We start from the raw sequence: 20233 nt of genomic DNA, 5'->3' as shown, positions 1-20233 counted from the left end.
TCCGCACCCATCGGCAACGCCCCCGTACCGACGACAGCCCCCACATCGGACTCATCCTGGTCACCCCGCTGTACCCTCACCACCGCTTTCGGTCGTCACGGAACTCTCGAGTTCCAGCAGGACCTCCTCCTCCACCATGACGGCGAGGCTGGCGACAGTCGGCCCTGCGAAGAAGGCACGAGGTGAGATGGTCACACCGAAAGTCGTCCTGACTCGGGAAAGGACCTGAATGCACTGGATGGAGTTTCCACCAAGACGGAAGAAGTCGTCCTCCGCACCCACCTTGTCGACTCCGAGGACTTCCGACCAGTGCAGGGCGATGATCTCCTCGACCTCATTGCGGGGAGCGATGTAGGAGGCACTCTCCTCGAGAACGGGTGCGGGCAGGGCGCGGCGGTCGGTCTTCCCGCTGGCCGTCACCGGCAACTCGTCCAGGACCACCCACCCCGTGGGCATCATGTACTCCGGTAACACCCGACCCGCCTGCTCCCGCACCCGATCCACCACCACCCCAGCGGTATCGGCCACCAGATAGGCCACCAACCTCGGTACCCCCGGCTGGTCCTCCCGCACCACCACCACCGCCTGCCCCACCCCGGGACACGCCCCCAGCACGGTCTCGACCTCACCCAGCTCGATCCGATAACCCCGGATCTTGACCTGGTCATCCACCCGACCGGCGAACTCCACCACCCCCGAGGCCGTCCACCGGCCCACATCCCCGCTCCGGTACACCCGAGCACCGGCCGCCCCCACCGGGTGGGCCACGAACCTCGACGCGGTCAACCCCGCCCGCCCGGCATACCCCCGGGCCAGTTGCACCCCGGACAGGTAGATCTCGCCCCACACCCCGACCGGGACCGGACGCAACCGGTCGTCCAGGACCAGCACCCCGGTGTTGTCCACCGGCCGACCGATCGGCACCGATCCACCGGCCGCACCGTCCTTACCCCTCGCCGGTCCAGCCGGCGCTGGGTCCTGTGCTGCGGCGGCGAGGGGGCTGCCCCCGGTCGTGGTCTGGTCGGTGTCCTCCGGGGTGGGGCAGGGCCACCAGGTCACATCGATCGCGGCCTCGGTCGGCCCGTACAGGTTGACCACCGGCACCCCCGGCACCCGCCGGGCCCACCGGTCCACCACCCCCGGTGGCAGGGCCTCCCCCGAGCACAGCACCCACCGCAACCCCCCGCACCGGACCGCTGCCTCGTCCTCAGCCACGAACGCCGCCAGCATCGAGGGCACGAAATGGGTCACCGTCACCCCCACCCGCTCGATCACCCCAGCCAGGTAGGCCGGGTCCCGCTGCCCACCCGGACGGGCCAGCACCACCCCGGCCCCGGTGATCACCGGCCAGGCCAGTTCCCACACCGACACGTCGAACCCGATCGAGGTCTTGTGCAGGACCCGGTCCCCAGTGCCCAACGGGAACGTGCGGACCATCCAGTCCAGGTGCGCCACGATCGCCTGCTGGGAGACCACCACCCCCTTCGGGCGGCCGGTGGAACCCGACGTGTACACCACATACGCCGCCTGCGCGGGGTGGACCGTGACCGGGCTGGGCTCAGACGCACGAGTGATCTCCGCGCGGGCTGGTTCACTGTCGATCACCAGCGTGTCGATGTCGGCGGGCAGGCTCCCGACCAGGTCCTCGGTCGTGATCACCAGGGCCGGGGTGCTGTCCTTGAGGACGTAGGCGATCCGCTCGGCCGGGTACTCCGGGTCCACCGGCACGTACACCCCACCCGCGGTCCACACCGCCCACACCGCGACCACCGAGTCCACCGACCGGGGCAGCACCACACCCACCCGGGACTCCACTCCCACACCCCGGGACCGCAACACCGCGGCCACCCGGGCCACCCGGGCGGTGAACTCGGCATAGGACAGCCCGGCACCGGTATCGGTGAGCACCGCTGCTGCTTCCGGGGTCCGTCCGGCCTGCCGGGCCAACAACCCCGCCAGGTCCACCACCGGTACCGGACGGTCCGTGGTGTTCCAGTCCGTGACCACCTGCTGGTACTCGGTCTCGCTCAGCAGCGGGACATCCCCTACCGGTTGACCGGGATCGGCACCGAACAGCTCCGCCGCGCGCAGCCAGTGCCCGGACCACCGGCGGATCGTGTCCACCTCGAACAGGTCCGTGCTGAACTCGAACTCGCCGACGAGCCCGCCGGTACTCGGATCAGGCCGGAACTCCAGGCTGAGGTCGAACTGTGCTGCCTCCCGAGGAAGGTCACAGGGCTCGACACGCAACCCGTCGAACTCGGCGGGCGTGGCCGGGGTGTTCTGCAACACCACCAGGGCCTGCACCAACGGGGTCCTGCTGGTGTCCCGCTCGGGCACCAGCTCCTCCACCAACCGGCTGAAAGGCACGTCCTGGTGCGCGAACGCCCCCAACACCGTCTCCCGGACCCGCGCCAGCAACGCGGCGAACGACCCACCCGGCTCGACCCGGGAACGCAGCACCACGGTGTTGACGAAGAACCCGACCACGTCCTCGACCTCGGCCCGGTCCCGGCCCGAGACCACCGTCCCCACCGCGATGTCGTCCTGCCCGGAATGCCGGGACAGCACCAGCTGGGTGATCGCGGCCAACGCCATGAACAGCGTGGCCTCCCCGTCCCGGGCCACCGAGGTCAGCCGGGACACCACTCCGGCCGGGACCTCGAAGGTGTGGACCGCACCGGCACCGGTGCGCACCGCCGGTCGGGGGTGGTCGGTGGGCAGTTCCAACACCGGGAGCCCAGCGAGCCTCTCCCGCCAGTAATCCACCTGGTCTCGCAGGAGGTCTCCGGACACGCGCCGCCGCTGCCAGGCCGCCCAGTCGGCATAGCGGACGGGCAGGCTCGGCATCACTGCTCGGTGGCCCCGGGACGCTGCGCCGTACAGCACACCGAGGTCCCGGACCAACACGCCTGCGGACCAGCCATCGGTGACGATGTGGTGCATCGTCACCACCAACACGTGCTGGCCCGCGACCTCACGAACCAGCAACGCCCGCAGCAGCGGTCCCGACGCCAGGTCGAACGGTCGCGTCACCGCCGTGGACAACACGTCGTGCAGCGTGGCCGGTCGCTCCGACTCCGGTGTTCCGGACAGGTCGACCGTCCGGAGTCCCACGACCTCGTCGGTGGTGATCCGCTGTACGGCGTGCCCGTCGACCGTGGGGAACGTCGTGCGCAGGGCCTCATGACGTTGGAGCAGCGCGCAGAGCGCGTCCTCCAGCGCGGCGGTGTCGAGGTGTCCTGACATCCGCAGCGCGAAGCCCGTGTTGTACTCGGTGCCGCCCGGGGAGAACTCCTCCAGGAACCACAGCCGTTCCTGCCCGAAGGACAACGGCATGCTTCCGGCTCCCTGATCGGTGATCGGGAGGAGGTCCGAGCCTGGCTCGTCAGCCGACGCCTGGTGTGTCCCGACCTCCTGGCGTTCGTCGAGCTCGGCTGCCAGCGCCGCTACCGTCGGTCGGTCGAAGACGATCAGCGGAGACAGCTCGACGCCGAGACGTGCGCGGATCCGGGCGGCCGCACGCATGCTCGTGATGGAGTCCCCTCCCAACCGGAAGAAGTCGTCCTCGACTCCTACCCTGGGCAGCCCCAGCGCCTCCGCCCACACCTCCGCCAGCAGCCGTTCGGTGGCGGTCCGCGGCTCGGTGATCGGGTCGGTGCCGTCGGCAGGTCGGGGCAGCGCCCTCCGATCGAGCTTCCCGCTCGGTGTCAGCGGTGGCTCCGGGAGTGCGACGACGACCGCTGGCACCAGGTACTCGGGTAGCAGGCGCCGCAGGAAGGTACGGAGTTCGAGGTCATCGGGTGGTTCCGCACCCCTCGCGGTGACCACGTAGGCCGTGAGTCGTTCGGCAGCGGTCGCGGTCGCCGGGCTGACGAGGACCGCGGCCTGGGCGATCGAGGGATGTCCGGTGAGCACTGTCTCGATCTCGGCGGGCTCGACTCTGCGCCCCCGGAGTTTCACCTGGTCATCGACTCGTCCGAGGATCAGCAGCCTCCCGTCGGGCAGCCACCGCGCCAGGTCGCCGGTCCGGTACATCCGGTCCCCGGCGGTTCCCCACGGGTCGGCGACGAAACGCTCCGCCGTCAAGGTGGGCGAGGTGTAGCCCCGTGCGACCTGCGCTCCGGCCAGGTACAGCTCACCGCTGACTCCAACGGGAAGTGCCCGCAGCTCCCGGTCCACGACATAGGCCCGGACGTTGTGCGCCGGAGCCCCGATGGCAACGCTGGACGACCCGGTGTCCTCAGGCCGGTAGGTGCCGGCGCTGACCTGCACAGTGGTCTCGCTCGGCCCGTAGACGTTCACGACGGACTCGGCACCGAGTTCGAGGGCACGGTCCGCGAGTTCAGCGGTCAGCACTTCCCCACCAACGAAGAGCTCGCGCACACCGGAGAGGGGTTTCTGGTCGCCGGCCGCCACCGCGAGCTCACGGAGCAGGGTCGGTACCAGTTGGAGGACGGTGATGCCGTCCTCCCTGATCCTCGTCCGGAGCTCTACCGGGTCCAGGGAGATGTCGGGTTCGGCGAGCCTCAGCACGGCGCCCGTGACCAGTGGCAACCACAGTTCCCACTGGGCGGCGTCGAATGTCGCGGAAGTCCTCGCCAGGACACGGTCCGTGTCGAGGTGTCCCGGTCGGTCCCTCATCCAGCTGAGGAGGTTCACCAACGCGCGATCGGTGACCACGACGCCCTTCGGGCGTCCGGTGGAACCGGAGGTGTGTATCAGGTATGCGGGATGGTCCGGGTGCCGTCGGACGTCCGGCTCGGCGGTCGGAAGGGCTGTGTCGAACCGCTGCGGGTGGTCGTCGAGCACGAGAACGTCGCACCCGGCCCCGGGAATCCGGTTCGCGAGTTCCCGTTCGGTGATCACCAGGTCCAGTCGGCTGCCCACCACCATGCTCCTCAGCCGAGCTGGGGGTTGTTCCGAGCCGAGCGGGACGTAGGCTCCGCCTGCCCGCAGGATCGCGAGGAACGTCACGGGTAGCGCCGTCGTACGGTTGAGGAGCACACCGATCCGGTGCTCCGCCCTCACACCGCGCTCGCTGAGGTGGTGTGCGAGCCGGTTGGCCCGAGCCGACAGCTCTCCGTAGGTGAGGCGACCGTCGGAGGCGATGACGGCGAGCTGGTCAGGCGTGCGGAGGCACTGCTCGTTGACCAGTTGGTCAACGGTCATGGAGGGCACGGGACGGGCGGTGTCGTTCCACCGGTCCAGATCCCGTACCTCCGATGCGGTCGCGATGCCGAGTTGGCCGAGTGGTCGGTCGGGGTTGGTGGCGATCTCGGACAGCGCCCAGGCGAAACGGGCCGCGACCCGCCCGGCGGTGTCCTCGGTGAACAACTCCGGGTCATAGGACAACCACGCCTCCACCCGGTCCCGGGCATACACCGTCACCGTCACCGGGTAGTTCGTCGCCTCCACCGCCTCCACACCCGACACCCGCACCCCGGATGCCGACCCCGCCTCCTGAACCGGGTAGTTCTCGAACACCACCAGGCTCTGGAACAACCCCACCCCCGCCGGCAGCTCCGACTCGATCCCGGTCAACGGCACGTAATCGAACTGGCGGGCCTCCACCTGCCGGGCCTGCACCCCCGACACCCACTCCCCCACCCGCACCCCCGGATCACACACCACCCGCACCGGCAGGGTGTTGATGAACAACCCCACCATCTCCTGCGGACCCACCACCTCAGCCGGTCGACATGACACCGTCGCCCCGAACACCACATCCACCGTGCCGGCATGCCGGGCCAACACCAACGCCCACCCGGCCTGCACCACCGCGTTGACCGTGACCCGCTCCTGCCGGGCGAAGGAGAACACCGCCTCCGAACCCGCCGTGGTCACAGGCACCCGGACACGGGCGGTGGACTCCGAACGGTGTGCCCGGTCAGGGGCACGGTCCCAGGGCAGGGCAGTGGGCTGGTCGAACCCGGCCAACGCCTCCCGCCAGTAGGCCCGCCCGGTGGTCTGGTCCTGCCGGGTCAACCACCGCAGGAACTCCCCGTACTGGCGGCGTCCCACCGGGACCACCGAGACGGTGTTCTCACCCGTGGTCTCGGCCAGGGCCTGGTAGGTCGCGATCAGGTCGGAGAAGAACCGGTAGATGCTCCACCCGTCGAGCAGCAGGTGGTGGAAGGTCCACACCACCCGCACCCGGCCCTCCCCCAACCCGGCCAGCAACACCCGCATCAACGGGGCCCGCTCCAGATCGAAGGCCACCCCCTGATCCCGCCGCTGGTACTCCCGCCACCGCCGGTCCTGCTCCCCACCCTCGTAACCCGACCAGTCCTCCACGGTGATCGGGACCTCAACCTCACGGTGCACCACCTGCACCGGGTCCGGCACCTCACGCCAGGCCACCGACACCCGCAACGCCTCATGAGCGTTGACCACCCGCTGCCAGGCCACCGCCACCAACCCCGGTTGATCCACCCCCTCCAGAACACAGGACAACTGCTCCAGATACGCCACCGACGCCGGATCGGCCACCGCGTGGAACAACATCCCGGCCTGCAACCCCGTCAACGGGTACAACTCGGTGACCGCACGACCGGTCCCGGCCAACCGGGTCACCGTGTCCTGGTCCAACGCCACCAACGGGAAGTCCGACGGGGACACACCCCCGGCCCCGGGCTGGCGGCAGTGAGCCACGAACCCCGACAACTCGGTGAGGAAGGACTCCGCCAGGCCATGAACGGTGTCCTCGTGGTGCAGGCCTGGGGAGTACCACCAGTCGATCTCCAACCGGCCGTTGCGGACCTGGGCCACGACCTCCAGCAGGTGAGTACGGGTTTCTCCCGGGTGGTGCTCGCCACCGGGGTTGAGCCGCCAGTCCCCGATCCACTCCTGCTCACCGGTGGTGGTGTCGAACTGGCCCAGGTAGTTCAGGCTGATCCGTGGTTCCCGGTCGGTGTCCAGCCCCGAATCCGGGCTTCCCCCTCCGGTGAGGTAGCGCAGTGCCCCGTACCCGATCCCCCGGTCGGGGACCCCACGGAGTTGTTCCTTGACCGCCAGGACATCACCGGCCCATTCCCCCCGCGGGGACAGTTCCACGGTGACCGGGTAGATCGAGGTGAACCAGCCCACGGTCCGGGACACCTCCACCCCCGGCAGGACTTCCTCCCGACCATGGCCCTCGACCGTCACCGGTACCCGGGGCCACCCGGTCCACCTCCGCACCGTCCGGGCCAGCCCGGTCAGCAGGACCTCATCGATCCTGGTCCGGTACACCCCGGGCACGTCCTGCAGCAACTCCCGGGTCGTGGTCTGGTCCAGTACCACCCGCACCCGGTCCTGGGCTCCGACCGAGTGGTCCCCCTCGGCAACGTCCACCGGAAGCCGTAGGTCCTGACTGGTGGGGATGGCCTGCCGCCAGTAGTGGAGTTGGTCGGTGAACCCCCCGGCCCGGGTGTGCTCCCGCAGGGCCTGTGCCCAGTGGGGGAACGCGGTGGTCTTCACCCCGAGGTCCACCGGTCGTCCGGTCACTGCCTGGTGGTAGGCGGTGGTCAGGTCCTCCCGCAGGATCCGCCAGGACACCCCGTCGACCAGTACGTGGTGGGCTACCCATACCACCCGCAGCCGGTCACCACCAGCACCACGGCCGAGGAGAACACGCGATAACGGGCCTCGTTGCAGGTCCAACCCTGCCTGCGCCGCGACCACCGCCCGCTGCCAGACCTGGTCTGCCTCCACCGCTGGTAGGTCCACTACCTGGATGACCTCGTCCAGGTCCACCTCGGGCAACACCACCGGTGTCCACCTCTTGCCTTCGCGGCGCAGCACCATGCGCAGCGCGTCGTGGTGCTCCACCACCGCGCCCACCGCCCGCCGCACCACCGCCAGATCGGTGTCCGGGGGCAGGGTGAACCCCGCGGAAAGGTTGAAATGCTCCGGGCCCACCGGGTGCGTGGTGGTGAACCACTCCAGGACCGGGGTCATCGGGAACGCCCCCGACACCCGACCCTGCTCGGCCCCCACCGTTCCGGGTTCCCCGTCAGGGGATGACAGTCCTGATGCCAGGGCAGCGATCGTCTGGCGTTGGAACAACTCCCGGGAGGTGAACACCACCCCCGCCGCTCGGGCCTTCGACACGACCTGGATGCTCAGGATCGAGTCGCCACCCAGCTCGAAGAAGTTGTCGGTCACCCCGACCCGGTCCAACCGCAGCACCTCAGCCCACACCTCGCACAACACCTTTTCGGTGTCCGTGCGCGGTGCGACATGACGGTCAGCGGACTGGAACTCCGGGGCTGGTAACGCCGCCCGGTCGACCTTCCCGTTACCCGTCAGGGGCAAGGCCTCGAGCACCACCACCGCCGCCGGCACCAGGTACTCCGGCAGGAACCGGCGCAGAGCGTCCCGCAACACCTCCGGAGCGGGCACGGCCCCGTCCTCCGGCACCACGTAACCCACCAGGCGCCGCGCTCCCGGGGTGTCCTCCCGGACCACCACCACCGCCCGCGCCACACCCCGCTGCCCCACCAACGCGGCCTCGACCTCACCCGGCTCGATGCGGAACCCCCGCACCTTCACCTGATCATCCACCCGCCCCACGAACTCGAGGACCCCGTCCGGCAACCACCGCACCCGATCCCCCGTCCGGTACACCCGACCACCAGCGGCATCGAAGGGATCAGCCACGAACCGCGACGCCGTCAACCCCGGACGATCCACATACCCATGCCCCAGACCCGCACCCGAGGTGTAGAGCTCCCCCGGCACCCCCACCGGCACCGGACGCAACCACCGGTCCAACACCACCACCCCGGACCCCGCCACCGGCGACCCGATCGGCACCGAACCCCGCCCCCGCACAACGGAGGCACCCACCACCTGAACAGTGGTGAACACCGTGTTCTCCGTGGGCCCGTACCCGTTGACCAACCGCACCCCCGGTACCGCCTCCACCACCCGCCGGCAGTGCGACGGAGACAGCACGTCACCCCCGGCCAACAGGTACCGCACCCCCGACAACACCGCCACATCAGTGTCGACGACCTCGTGGAACAACCCCGCCGTCAACCACAACCCCGTCACCGCGTACTCACCCAGGAACTCACCCAGTTCGGGTACCGACAACACCCCGGGCCGGGGCACCGCCACCGCCGCCCCGTTGAGCAACGCTCCCCAGATCTCCAAAGTGGCCGCGTCGAAGGACAACGACGCCAGTTGGGCGACAACATCCCCCGGCCCCACCGGCAGGTGATCCGGCTCCCACGCCACCCGCACCACAGCCCGGTGCGGTACCACCACTCCCTTCGGAGTACCGGTGGAGCCGGACGTGTAGATCACATACGCCGGCATGTCACCCGAGACCACTCCCGGTGGCACGGTGGTCTCCCGCTCGAGGGCGGCCACGGTCGCCGGGTCGTCCACCACCACCGTCGCCAGGCCCGCCGGGACCCGGTCGGCCAACTCGGCGGTGGTCACCACCACCCCGGCCCCACTGTCGGTGAGCAGGAACTCCACCCGCGCCGCCGGGTACCCCGGATCCACCGGAACGTAGGCACCACCCGCCCGGAGCACGGCCAACAGCACGCACACCGCATCCGGACCCCGCTCCAACAACACCCCCACCCGGGAACCGGCCACCACACCCCGCGACACCAGGTATCCGGCCAACCGGGCCGACCGGGCATCGACCTCCCGGTAGGACCACGACACCCCCTCCCCCACCACCGCCGCCGCGTCCGGGCACTCGACCACCCGCGCGGCGAACACCCCGGTGACCGTCTGCACCGGCAGCACCCGGTCGGGGGTGTTCCATTCCGCCACCAGATCCCGCTCAGCGGGGTCGGTCACCGCCACCTCGACCAACCGGCGCTCCGGCTCCGCGGTCACCGCCTCGGCCAGCCGCACCCAGTCCCGGGCCCACCGCTCCACCGTGCCGGCATCGAACAGGTCGGTGTTGTACTCCAGCTCCACCACCAACCCCTCCGCGTCCGGCCAGAACTCGAAGGTCACCTCGAACCGCGAGGACGCCCGGTCCAACACCACCCGTCGCGCCGGCATCCCCCCGAACTCGGCCACCTCACCCACCGCGTTCTGCAACACCACCATCACCTGCGCCAACGGCGGCCGGGACGCGTCCCGCACCCCACCCACGGCGTCGACCACCCGGTCGAAGGGCACGTCCTGGTGGGAGAACGCCCTCAGCACCGTCTCCCGGACCCGCGCCAGAAACACCTCGGCGGACTCGGACAGATCCACCCGGGACCGCAGCACCAGGGTGTTGACGAAGAACCCGACCAGCCCTTCCAGCTCGGTGCGGTCCCTACCCGAGACCACCGTGCCCACCGCGATGTCGTCCTGCCCGCTGTGCTGGGCCAGCACCAGCTGGGTAATCGCGGTCAGGGTCATGAACAGGCTCGCCCCACCCGAGGCGCCCCACCGTGTCAACCGGTCCACCACCGCGGGCGGGACCCGCAGGACGTGCACCGCGCCCACCGAACTGCGCACCACCGGTCGGGCACGGTCGGTGGGCAGTTCCAGCACCGGAACCCCGGCCAGCTGCTCCCGCCAGTAGTCGAGCTGTTCCTCCCAACCGGCCTTCTCGGTCTGGTCCCGCTGCCAGGCTGCCCAGTCCCGGTAGGACACCGGTAGCGCGGGTAGTTCCACCGGGGCACCGGCCAGCTCGGCGGTGTAGTACTGGTCCAGCTCCCGGACCAGCACACCCATCGACCACCCGTCCGTCACGATGTGGTGCATGACCAGTGCGAGGACTTCGGACTCGTCGCTCTCGCGGATCAGGAGGGCTCGTACCAGGGGACCAACACCGAGCTCGAAGGGCTTCGAAGACTCGACTCGCAGCTCCTCGCCCAGCCGGAGATCCCGCTCAACGCCGTCAAACGAGGTCAGGTCGAGCGTCCGGAGCCCGACCGCCGCGTGCTCACGAACGCGCTGTCGGCCCACACCGCCATCGAAGTCGAAGACAGTCCGCAGCGAGTCATGGCGGTCGGCGAGGCGGCACAGCGCTGCGCGTAGCGCATCGTGCCGAACACGACCTGCCACCCGGAGTGCGATTCCGGTGTTGTACTCCACTCCCCCCGGGCTGAAGCTGTCGAGGAACCACAACCGCTGCTGAGCCGAGGAGAGCGGCGCGGCGGCCACGTCTCCTCGTGCGGGGATGACATCGTTCGTGCCGTCTGGGACGACATCGGCGCCGGCCAGGAATGCCGCCAGTCCTCGGATGGTCGGGTGGTCGAAGAGGACGCGGGACGGAAGCTCAACGGACGTGCCGGACCGCAGTCTTGCCAGCACCCGGGCACCGCTGATGGAGTCGCCGCCGATGCGGAAGAAGTCGTCGTCGACACCGATGCCCGTCGTTCCGAGCACTTCACTCCACAGTACGAGGAGGGATCGTTCGGTCTCGGTCGACGGCTCGGCGTGCTCAGCCCCGCCGTGGTACGTGGGTGCGGGCAGCGCCACGCGGTCCAGTTTCCCGTTGTGGGTTACTGGCAACTCGTCCAGGACCACCCACCCCGTGGGCATCATGTACTCCGGTAACACCCGACCCGCCTGCTCCCGCACCCGGCTCCCGGTGACGGCCGCGCCCGCCACATCATCAGCCTCGGCCTGGTCCCCGACAGACCAGTGTGACCTCGCGGCCCAACCCGCCGCCCCCAGCCGGACGGCAACGGCCGTTGGCGTCGCCGTGTCGCGCGGGAATTCCCGCCAGGGTGCCCCGCGTGGGCGGGCAGTCGCTGAGCGGCTTCGAAGCGGGTGCGCCGCGGTTCGCCCACGGGGCCCGACGAACCAGGAGGAGCTGGCCGGACCGGCGCTGGCCTTGATCGCGATTCGTGGACGCGCACCTCCCGGTCGGTGGGCGAGCGACGGTCTGGCTGGGCGAGACCGGGCGGATGGCGGAACTGGTCCCACGAGGGAGCGGTCAGCTGGGGCACCACGGTGGGAGGGGGCTCGACGCCGGGGGTCCCGCTACCGGGACGGAGTCAACGGGTTCCCGACGTGGTCACGAGGGACCGGGTGCGATGGTGACCCGGTACACCGGGACGAGTTGGGCGTCGTCGAGGCGGAAGGTGACGTCCTTCGGACGTGGGTGTCGCCCAGTCTGACTCGCGGCAGCAGCCGGTGGGTGCCGGCGAAGGCGTTTGCGTCGAGGTCGACGCGGTAGGTGGCTGCTCGTCGCGGTGGCCCGCCCAGGTGTTGCGGGGGTGCTGGCCCGGTGGCCGGCGCGAGCGCCTGGACCCTTCGACTCCTCCGGGCAGGCCACCAGTCCCCCTGGGCAACCCGGGCGCGCTTGGCGCTCGTGCGGCGTGGCTGGGTGGGAGACGTGGTGCCGGTAGGTCGCTCGGCGGAGCGGGGGCGCCAACACCACCCGTTGGGCCATGACCGTCCGCAGGTGGAGGGCGGCTGGAATGAGCCTCAGGAGAGACCAGTGCCGGGTATTGATGAACACGGAAAGTAACGGGCTGATAGCTCCGGGGGGCTAACGGTGCCTCTTAAGGAGAAGTGGGGTGTACCCCAGCGATAAGTTAAGTGTTCGGATGGTTAAGGACAAGCCCCCAAAAGTGTGAAATGCTAGTGTGAAGCGTCGGCTGATCGCCGAGTGCGACGATCCCGGACGCCTGCGTCCCGTGCCCACTGTTCCGGGTCGGCGCGCAAATGGGTGCCGGCAATCAGCGGCGGCCGTGGTGTGCGCGTCGCGCGGGAAAGGGAACGTGGGTGGTTCGGAGGGAGCGGAGCTGCGGAGTGGTCCTGGATTGGGGAAATCGCTCACGACGTGGTCGACGAATGGTTTCAGGTCGGCCGGGCCCCACATCCCTTGGTGGCGGGCGAGTACCCGTTCGGACGGCCGGCGGGAGTTGGAATGTGGGCGGTCCTCCCGGCGAAGGTCGTGCGCACCGGTCCGCCGGTCGGCCGCCGCGGAGTGGGACGGGGCACGGTGTTGACGGCGCTCACCGGTGGCGACGAGCCGCGAGGGCGGCCAGGCTGCGGGGCGGGCGTGGAAGGGAATGCGCCCTGGCCTCGAAGTGGCTGGGACGGGCACGCCGCATCGTACTGCGGGAATCCGGGACACGTTCCGTGTCCTGCTGGGTACCGTCGGTACTCGGAAAGCGGTGTGAGGTGTTGGAGCATGTTCGCCGGGCGGGTAAGTCGCGCGGACAGGTGTCCCGGCTTCGTGTCACCCGCGCTCGCGCATCACCTCCGAATGGGAGGGCGGTTCGGAGCCGGCGCTCGTGGGGCCGCCGTTCGCCTTTCCGTGAGATGGATGATGGGACCCAATTGTCCACTCGTCGAAATACGGAAGTCACGTTCAATAGTTCGTGCTCTTCCAGCGAACACGGATCTGTGGGGGGTTGCGTTGTCTTCCGGCCTGTCGTTCGACGTCCTCGGGCCACTGCGGGCGAAGTTCCGGGGGAAGGACCTCCACCCGGGACCAGCACGGCAGAGCGCCCTCCTCGGTGTCCTGCTCTCCCGCCCGAACGTCACGATGTCGTCCGACGAGCTGTTGGGAGCGGTGTGGGGTGAGGCGATCCCGAGTAGCGCGAGCAAGGTGATCCCCACCTACATCTACCGGTTGCGCAGGGTGCTGGCTGGCGCCGCGGTCATCGAACGGCGGCGCCCCGGCTACACCCTGCGGATCGACCCGGACACGGTGGATGCCGTCCGTTTCGCCAGGGCGGCGGCTCCCCGGAGCACGGACCAGGTCGGATACGGCCAGGTCGCCGACGCCCTTGCGCTCTGGCGGGGTGAACCGTTCGACGGACTGCCAGGCCCGCTGCTGGCCCAGGATCGCGTTCGACTCCACCAGCTGCGGTTGGGCCTGCTGATGCGGCGGGCGGGACTGGACATCGCCGCGGGTGACCACCCAAGCGCGGTGCTCGACCTGACGGAGATACGAGAACGGCATCCGCTGCACGAGCAGGCCGCCTGCCTGCTGATGGCGGCGCTGTACCGGAGTGGCCGACAGGCCGAGTCCCTGATGGTCTACTCCAGCATGCGACTGAGGCTCCTCGACGAATTGGGCATGGAACCCGGTGAGGAACTCTTCGCGGCGCACCAAGCCGTCCTGAACCGCGACGAGCGGGCGATTGACCGCATCACGGAGCGCTTCGCTCCCGCGGCGACCGCCACGGGCCGGGTGGAGGTGTTGCGTTCCAACCTCCCCGCCGAAACCGGCTCCCTCGAGGGGCGGAACGAGGAACTCGACCGTGTCCTCAAGGTGATGTCCGGTGCGCGGGAGCGGCGACAGGTGGTGGCGATCGACGGTATGCCCGGCGTCGGCAAGACCGCTTTCGCCCTGCGGCTGGCGCACACCATCGCGGCTGACTACCCCGACGGTCAGTACTATCTCGACCTCCGAGGTCACGGCCCATCCCCCCTGTCCACCGCCGACTCGGTGCGTTCCCTGCTCGCGAGCATGGGGGTGGCGGCGGAGGATGGGCTCGACCGGGACGAGTACCAGGCCGCAGTGCTGCGCGCGAGGATGGCGAACCGCAGGATCCTCGTCGTCCTCGACGACGTGGTGTCCAGCGAGCGAATTCTGCCGCTGCTCCCCTCGTCAACCGGGTCCACGTTGATCACGGTCAGCAGGAACAAGCTGCTGGCGCTCCCCGCGACGCACACCTGCTCGCTTCCCGCCCTCTCCGACAGTGCCGCGAGATCACTGCTCGCGGGCCTGGTCGGAGCCGAGCGGCTCGACGCTGAGGCCACGGCGACCGCCCAGCTGATCCAGGCGTGCGCGGGTCACCCACTGGCTCTGACACTCGCCGCGAACAGACTGCGTCACCGACCCGTGCTGCGGATCTCCGTGCTCGCCCGACAACTGGCCAGTCGGGACACGAATTCGGTCCTGCGGGCGGAGTCGGTCAGCCTGCTCACCGTGGTGTCCTCGTCGATAGCGAGGTTGGAGGAGAGCGAACGCACCGTACTGGCGGCCCTCGCTGCCACGGGAACCGTCACGACCCCCTCCTCACTGGCCAGCCGGGTCGCTCGCGCGCGGGACGAGGTCGAGGCGTCACTTGACCTGCTGGTCGACGCCAACCTGGTCGCGCAGGTTGAGGACGAACGGTTCCTCCTGCACCCGGTAATCGGTCGTTGCGTGTCCTCGGGAGCGGTGTGACGCTCCAAGCCCCCTGCCGTGCGCCCCGGGGGACGCGGACAGCACCGGGAGGATCCGTCGCCCGACCGGGGTCCTTCGCGCCGGCGCCGTACCTCCTGCGCCGGACCGGGCGTGTCAGCTGGACGACCGGAGCGAGCGGAAGGAGACGGGACTGCCCGCGCACAGGGGTTCCGACCGTCGCAGCGCACGCCACTTCTCGGTGAAGTCCGGGTCGGACTCGTCGAGCATGACGCCGATCATCGTGCCGCTGTGCGCCACGACGACTCCCAGCCCTCCAACCTCGGCGCAGGCCGAACGCATCTGCTCGAATGTCCGCTTGGGACGCAGCCGCTGGTTCAGTTCCGCGCTCCGCGTGCTGATGGAACCCACCTCCTTCAGGTCCCCTCGTCGCATCGCCACGCGCAGCCGGTCGAGCAGCATGGCGTATTCCCGCTGGTCCGAGGCGGAGTAGGGCTTGGGCAGTTGGTTGAAGGCCACCGTGTCCACCTGGCCTCCCTCGTCGATCGCGACGATAGTGGCCGGTGGGAGTTGTCCCAGTCGCCCCCGCAGTCGCGCGGACCGGTGGTGGTAGGCCACGACGTCCCGGTACAGCACTCCGTCGGTCGGCTCGATCCTGCGGAGGAATGCCTCCACCTCCCTCGTGGACAACCGCGTTCCCAGCGCTCGGCCGACGGCCCGCGCTGTCGCCACGAGGTCAGCTGACGAGCTGGCCAAGCCCTTGCCCTCCGGAAGGTCGCTGCCGATGACCAGCAGGCCACGCGGAGGGAGACCGGCGGCCGCCAGGACGAGGCCCGCCATCCGCGCCGACTTCCACTTGCCAGCGGGCTGGACCGCGAGCTCGTCGTGGTCGCCGAGCGAGAACGTCGCGGTCGAACGCTGTCCGATCGGCAGGGTCACGAGGAAGTCCCCGTCCCTCTCGGGAAGGACACCCTGGAGGAGCTCCCCGAACGTGCCATAGGCCGCGCCGACACCGGTCCTGGTCGTGGTGGAACGGTCGGCGGTCATCGACGTGGCTCCCGCGGACCGGCCTCGACACTGACGCGGAGGTGCGCGAGGGCCGCGTCGGCCAGGGCGCCCGAATCGCCGCCAGCCGCTGTCGTGGCGATGACGTACCCGAGGCGGTCACGGAACGAACAGGTGAGCTGGATCTCGTCCCCCGGGGCGACCGTGACCACCGCCGACTCGACCCCCTGACTAGCCGCGGCCTCCCGCTGCCCGATCACCGAGGTGACCACGCCACCCGTTCGTGCCCGCAGGAAGCGTATGGAGGCACTGGACGCCGAGCGGTCAACCGTGGGGAGGGACAGGGCGGCGGCCTTCGCGACCACCCAGTCCACCAGGTCCACCCCGCAGGCGTGCCGGACCAGTGCGGGGATCATGCCGCCAGCCAGGCGGGGGTTGACCTCGATGATGACCGGGCCGTCCTCGGACATGCGGATCTCGGTGTGGCTGGCCGACCACCCGAGTCCGAGTGCCGACCCCGCCGCCAGCGCGCATCGTCGCAGTTCGGCCGCCCATTCCGGGGGAACTGGAGCTGGTACGTCGTGCCCGAGTTCGACGAAGTGGGGATGCGGGCCCACATGTTTGCCCACCACCGCCACGACGTTCCCGTCGAATGTCTCCACGGAGAACTCCGGTCCCCGCACGTATCGCTCGACCAGGATCGGTGTCCGCGCGCCGGTGCCGAACAGTGCGCGAGCGTGGCGGGCCACCTCGGAGTTGGTCCGGCAGAGGCGTACGCCAACGGACCCCGACCCGGTGCTCGGCTTCACCACGACGGGAAGGGCGAGGTCCGTGGCCGCCAGTGAGGCGGAGTCGACATCGGTGGCGACGCGGAAGTCGGGGACGGGGACACCGGCCTCGGTGAGCGCGGCGCGCTGGTGGTGCTTGTGCCGGCACCGGGCGATCGCCTCGGGATCCCCGGAGGGGAGCGAGAGGGCTGCGGCGACGGCGGTGGCAGTACCGATGAAGTACTCCGAGCTGGAGGTGACACCGGCCAGGCCCTGTTCGTCCCGCATCGTCCGGCACGCGGCGAGCACCTCGTCAGGTTCACTGGTTCGGACGACGCGCACGTCGATGTGGTCCCGCCGCAGGTAGGGATACCGTGAAGGATCGGCGGTCAGGACCACCGGGCGCAGACCCCTGGCCCGCGCCGCTGACGCGAACAGCCGCCCCGAGCCGGTGGTGTTGCTCTCGACCAGGGCGAAGGCCCGGCCCTTCTCAACTGACATGTGCGGATCCCGCCCCCATGACCCTTTCGACGGCCGAGGCCAGTTCCGCCTCGGCCGCCTTGATCCGAGCTCTCCAGTCACGCCGCCAGGCGGCATGCCGCGACAGGTCGTCCCGGGCCGAGGTGAACGCATCGGCGAAGGCTCCGGGGCCGCCTCCGTACCGGTGGTCGCGCACGCTGTCCTCCACCCGGGGAGCGGCGGCCGGGGTCGATCCCGGGACCTCGACGTGGGACAGCTCGTCGGCTCCCTGGTCGATCGCTTTCCGCACCGACGTGCCCACCGCACGGTGCGCCTTCCGGAACGGGACCCCGGTCAGGACCAGCTGGTTGGCCATCGCGGTCGCGGTGACGAAACCGCTCCGTGCCCGCTGGCTCATCGCAGGGGGTGCTGGCTGAGCGCCACTGACCAAGACCTGGGACAACAGGACGGTGTCCCGTACCGAGGCGAGAGCCGGCCAGGCCGTGCCCACCGCCTCGGTCCCCACCTCGATGGTGTTCGTGAACGGTGTCGACTTCGTCATGGAGGCGGCAGCCGTCCACGCACCGATGACGGTTCCCGCGCCCGCCTTCACGTGTTCCAGCAGGAAGGCGTTGCGTTTCTGGGGCATCGCCGAGCTGCCACCGACGAGCCGGTCGGGAAAGTGGAGGAAGCCGAACTCCGAGGTGCTCCACAACTGGAGGTCCGTGGCCAGCCGGCTCAGCAGGACCGCGGCCCCGCACAGGGACGACAGCGTCCGGAGCACGGTATCGCGACTCGCGATCGTGTCCAGCGCGTGCAGGGGCGGGCTGTCGAAGCCGAGCAACGTCGACGTGCGGGCGGGGTCGATGTCCAGGTCGCTGCCCGCGACCGACCCGGCTCCCAGCGGACAGCGGCGAAGCTCGTCCGAGGCGTGGACCACCGCGTCGCACTCCCGGCCGAGTGCCAACGCGACACCCAGCAGGTAGTAGCCGTACGTGATCGGCATCGCGGGCTGGAAGTGGGTGTACACCGGCATCACCGTTCGGCTGTGCGCCCTCGCCCTGGCCAGCAGCACGGCGCGCAACCGAGCGAGCTCGTCGAGCAGGTCGAGCACCTCGCCCCGCAGCCGCATCGCGGTGGTCGTGGCCTTCATGTCGTTGCGGGACCTGGCGGTGTGCAGGGCTCCGCCGACCTCCTCACCCAACCGGGAGATCAGTGCGTCCTCGTACATCAGGTACAGGCCTCGGGGCACTGGTCGATCCAGGAGGGAGGCGAAGTCCTCATCCCTCAGCTCCCTGATCTCCCGCAGCAGCGCCCCGGCGGTGGCTCGGTCGAGCATCTCCCGCTCGGCGAGCATCGTGACGTGAGCGAGGTCGACGCTGGTGTTCAACCGGAGTTCGGACCGGACCGCCTCCGAGGTGCTCCCGCCGAACACCACCCGGCGGGTCCGGGGCCACAACCCCGCCCGCAACCTCCCGGTGTCGCTCATACCGCACTCCCAGCCGGTGTGCTCGACACTCCGAGGACATCGGTGTAGGACCGGCGTGCCCAGGGGAACCAGCTCCACACCGAGGTGGGTGTGGTGGGGTCGGTGGTGCGTTCCGGTGCGGTGGACGCGGTCGCGAGATCGATGCCACGCCGCGCCAGCCAGCCGTCCTCGTACACCGTGTCCAGGTATCGGTACCCCTCGTCGGGCAGCAGCACCACGGTCAACTCGCCCGGGTTGCGGGCGCTCCACCATCGGGCCACGTGGTAGGCGGCTCCGCTGGTCGGCCCCTGGAACAACGCGTGCGACCGGTGCAGGTGCCTGGTCGCGGCGTACGCCTCAGTCTCTCCGCACCAGTGCACCTCGTCGAACACACGGTGGTCCACGTTGGTGGGGAGGACGCTGTTGCCCAGGCCACGCAGGGACCGGGGTCCGTCGGGCTGGCCGAACAGCAGACTCCCGTGGGTGTCGACCCCGACGGCCTTGGTGGCCGGAGACGTGGTCCGCAACGCCCCGACCGTTCCACAGATCGAACCACCCGAGCCGACTGGGCCCACCACACAGCCGATCTCACCGAACGCGCGCTCCAGTTGTTCCGCGACCCGCGCGTATGAGCCCGGGTTGTCGGGGTTGTCGTACTGGTTCGGGCAGAAGGTGTCCGGGAGGCTGGCACGGATCTCGGCCACCCTCCGCAACCGCGCCGCCTGGAACCCGCCGATGGGGTCGGGCCGTTCGCGGATGTCCACGGTGGCACCGAGATCGGTCAGGCGCCGGACCAGACGTGGGTCGACCACCGGATCAGTGACGAGGATCAGGTCCCGCCCGAGGAGCGCGGCCTGCATCGCCAGTGCGAGCCCGAAGGTGCCCGAGGTCGTCTCGACGATCGTGCTGCGTGGGCCGAGTTCGCCCGAGAGCGCGGCCCTGCGCAGGATGTGCCGCGCGGGCACGAGCTTCATCAGGGTGAACACGCAGCCGTAGAGATCCTTGCCGAGCCGGACCAGTCTCGGTAGTTCCGAGGCGGCGGTGATCTCGTCGAACGCGTCCGAGGTCATGCCGCACCCCCGTCCGGTGTCGCCCCGTGGACGGTTCCCGGAAGCGGCTCGGCCGGGTCGACGCCCTGCCGGACGACGCGGTTCCGTTCGTCCACGAACACCACCGACGGTACGAACCGGCGTGCTTCCTCCGCGGGCATCCGCGCGTAGGCGATGATGATGACGAGGTCACCAGGGCTGATGAGCCGTGCGGCCGCTCCGTTGATCCCGACGGTACCGCTACCCGCGGGACCCTCGATGACGTAGGTCGACAACCGCGCGCCGTTGTCGATGTCGACGACGTCCACCTTCTGCCCCGGCAGGATGCCAGCCGCGGCGATGAGGTCGGCGTCGAGCGTCAGCGAACCCACGTAGTGCAGATCCGCTCGCGTCACGGTCGCACGGTGGATCTTGGCCTGCAGCATCTCCAGGTCCATCGGAC

The 20233-nt window shown here is 69.9% G+C and carries 7 protein-coding genes; 1 reads left to right on the top strand and 6 read right to left on the bottom strand.

What is annotated here, in order from left to right; translation table 11 throughout:
* Positions 1 to 60 precede the first annotated feature (60 nt).
* Positions 61 to 11562, bottom strand: a complete 11502-nt coding sequence (locus C1701_RS17245) for a non-ribosomal peptide synthetase (protein WP_103056254.1) — start codon at positions 11560 to 11562, stop codon at positions 61 to 63.
* A gap of 1762 nt (positions 11563 to 13324) precedes the next feature.
* Between C1701_RS17245 and C1701_RS17235 the strand changes: the two genes are divergently transcribed.
* A complete protein-coding gene (locus tag C1701_RS17235; protein ID WP_030106890.1) occupies positions 13325 to 15085 on the top strand; it encodes a BTAD domain-containing putative transcriptional regulator in 1761 nt (586 codons plus the stop codon).
* A gap of 114 nt (positions 15086 to 15199) precedes the next feature.
* On the opposite strand, the gene C1701_RS17230 is transcribed toward C1701_RS17235, so the two are convergent.
* Genes C1701_RS17230 through panD form a run of 5 tightly spaced genes read right to left on the bottom strand, consistent with a single transcriptional unit; the run spans position 15200 to position 20228 of the window.
* Complete coding sequence (locus tag C1701_RS17230) at positions 15200 to 16090, bottom strand: GHMP family kinase ATP-binding protein (protein WP_030228529.1); 891 nt, start codon at positions 16088 to 16090, stop codon at positions 15200 to 15202.
* A complete protein-coding gene (locus tag C1701_RS17225; protein ID WP_103056253.1) occupies positions 16087 to 17316 on the bottom strand; it encodes an ATP-grasp domain-containing protein in 1230 nt (409 codons plus the stop codon). The genes C1701_RS17230 and C1701_RS17225 overlap by 4 nt, the downstream gene beginning before the upstream one ends.
* Entirely contained in the window at positions 17306 to 18763 is a 1458-nt protein-coding gene (locus C1701_RS17220; RefSeq protein ID WP_103056252.1) for an argininosuccinate lyase, read from the bottom strand. Before C1701_RS17220 ends, C1701_RS17225 begins: the two co-directional genes overlap by 11 nt.
* Positions 18760 to 19812 carry a pyridoxal-phosphate dependent enzyme gene (locus tag C1701_RS17215; protein WP_035275781.1) on the bottom strand — a complete coding sequence of 351 codons (1053 nt, stop codon included), beginning with the start codon at positions 19810 to 19812 and terminating at the stop codon, positions 18760 to 18762. Before C1701_RS17215 ends, C1701_RS17220 begins: the two co-directional genes overlap by 4 nt.
* Positions 19809 to 20228: an aspartate 1-decarboxylase gene (panD, locus tag C1701_RS17210; protein WP_026417947.1), complete on the bottom strand. Its 420-nt coding sequence runs from the start codon at positions 20226 to 20228 to the stop codon at positions 19809 to 19811. Before panD ends, C1701_RS17215 begins: the two co-directional genes overlap by 4 nt.
* Between the last annotated feature and the right edge of the window lie 5 nt (positions 20229 to 20233).

This window comes from Actinoalloteichus sp. AHMU CJ021, from assembly GCF_002895405.1.
Taxonomy (GTDB): domain Bacteria; phylum Actinomycetota; class Actinomycetes; order Mycobacteriales; family Pseudonocardiaceae; genus Actinoalloteichus_B; species Actinoalloteichus_B caeruleus.
This window is presented reverse-complemented; position numbering and strand designations above follow the sequence as displayed.

Excerpts from the sequence above, each read along its gene's own strand:
- C1701_RS17230 (WP_030228529.1), bottom strand. The coding sequence starts at position 16,090 with ATGACCGCCGACCGTTCCACCACGACCAGGACCGGTGTCGGCGCGGCC.
- C1701_RS17225 (WP_103056253.1), bottom strand. The coding sequence starts at position 17,316 with ATGTCAGTTGAGAAGGGCCGGGCCTTCGCCCTGGTCGAGAGCAACACC.
- C1701_RS17220 (WP_103056252.1), bottom strand. The coding sequence starts at position 18,763 with ATGAGCGACACCGGGAGGTTGCGGGCGGGGTTGTGGCCCCGGACCCGC.
- C1701_RS17215 (WP_035275781.1), bottom strand. The coding sequence starts at position 19,812 with ATGACCTCGGACGCGTTCGACGAGATCACCGCCGCCTCGGAACTACCG.
- panD (WP_026417947.1), bottom strand. The coding sequence starts at position 20,228 with ATGGACCTGGAGATGCTGCAGGCCAAGATCCACCGTGCGACCGTGACG.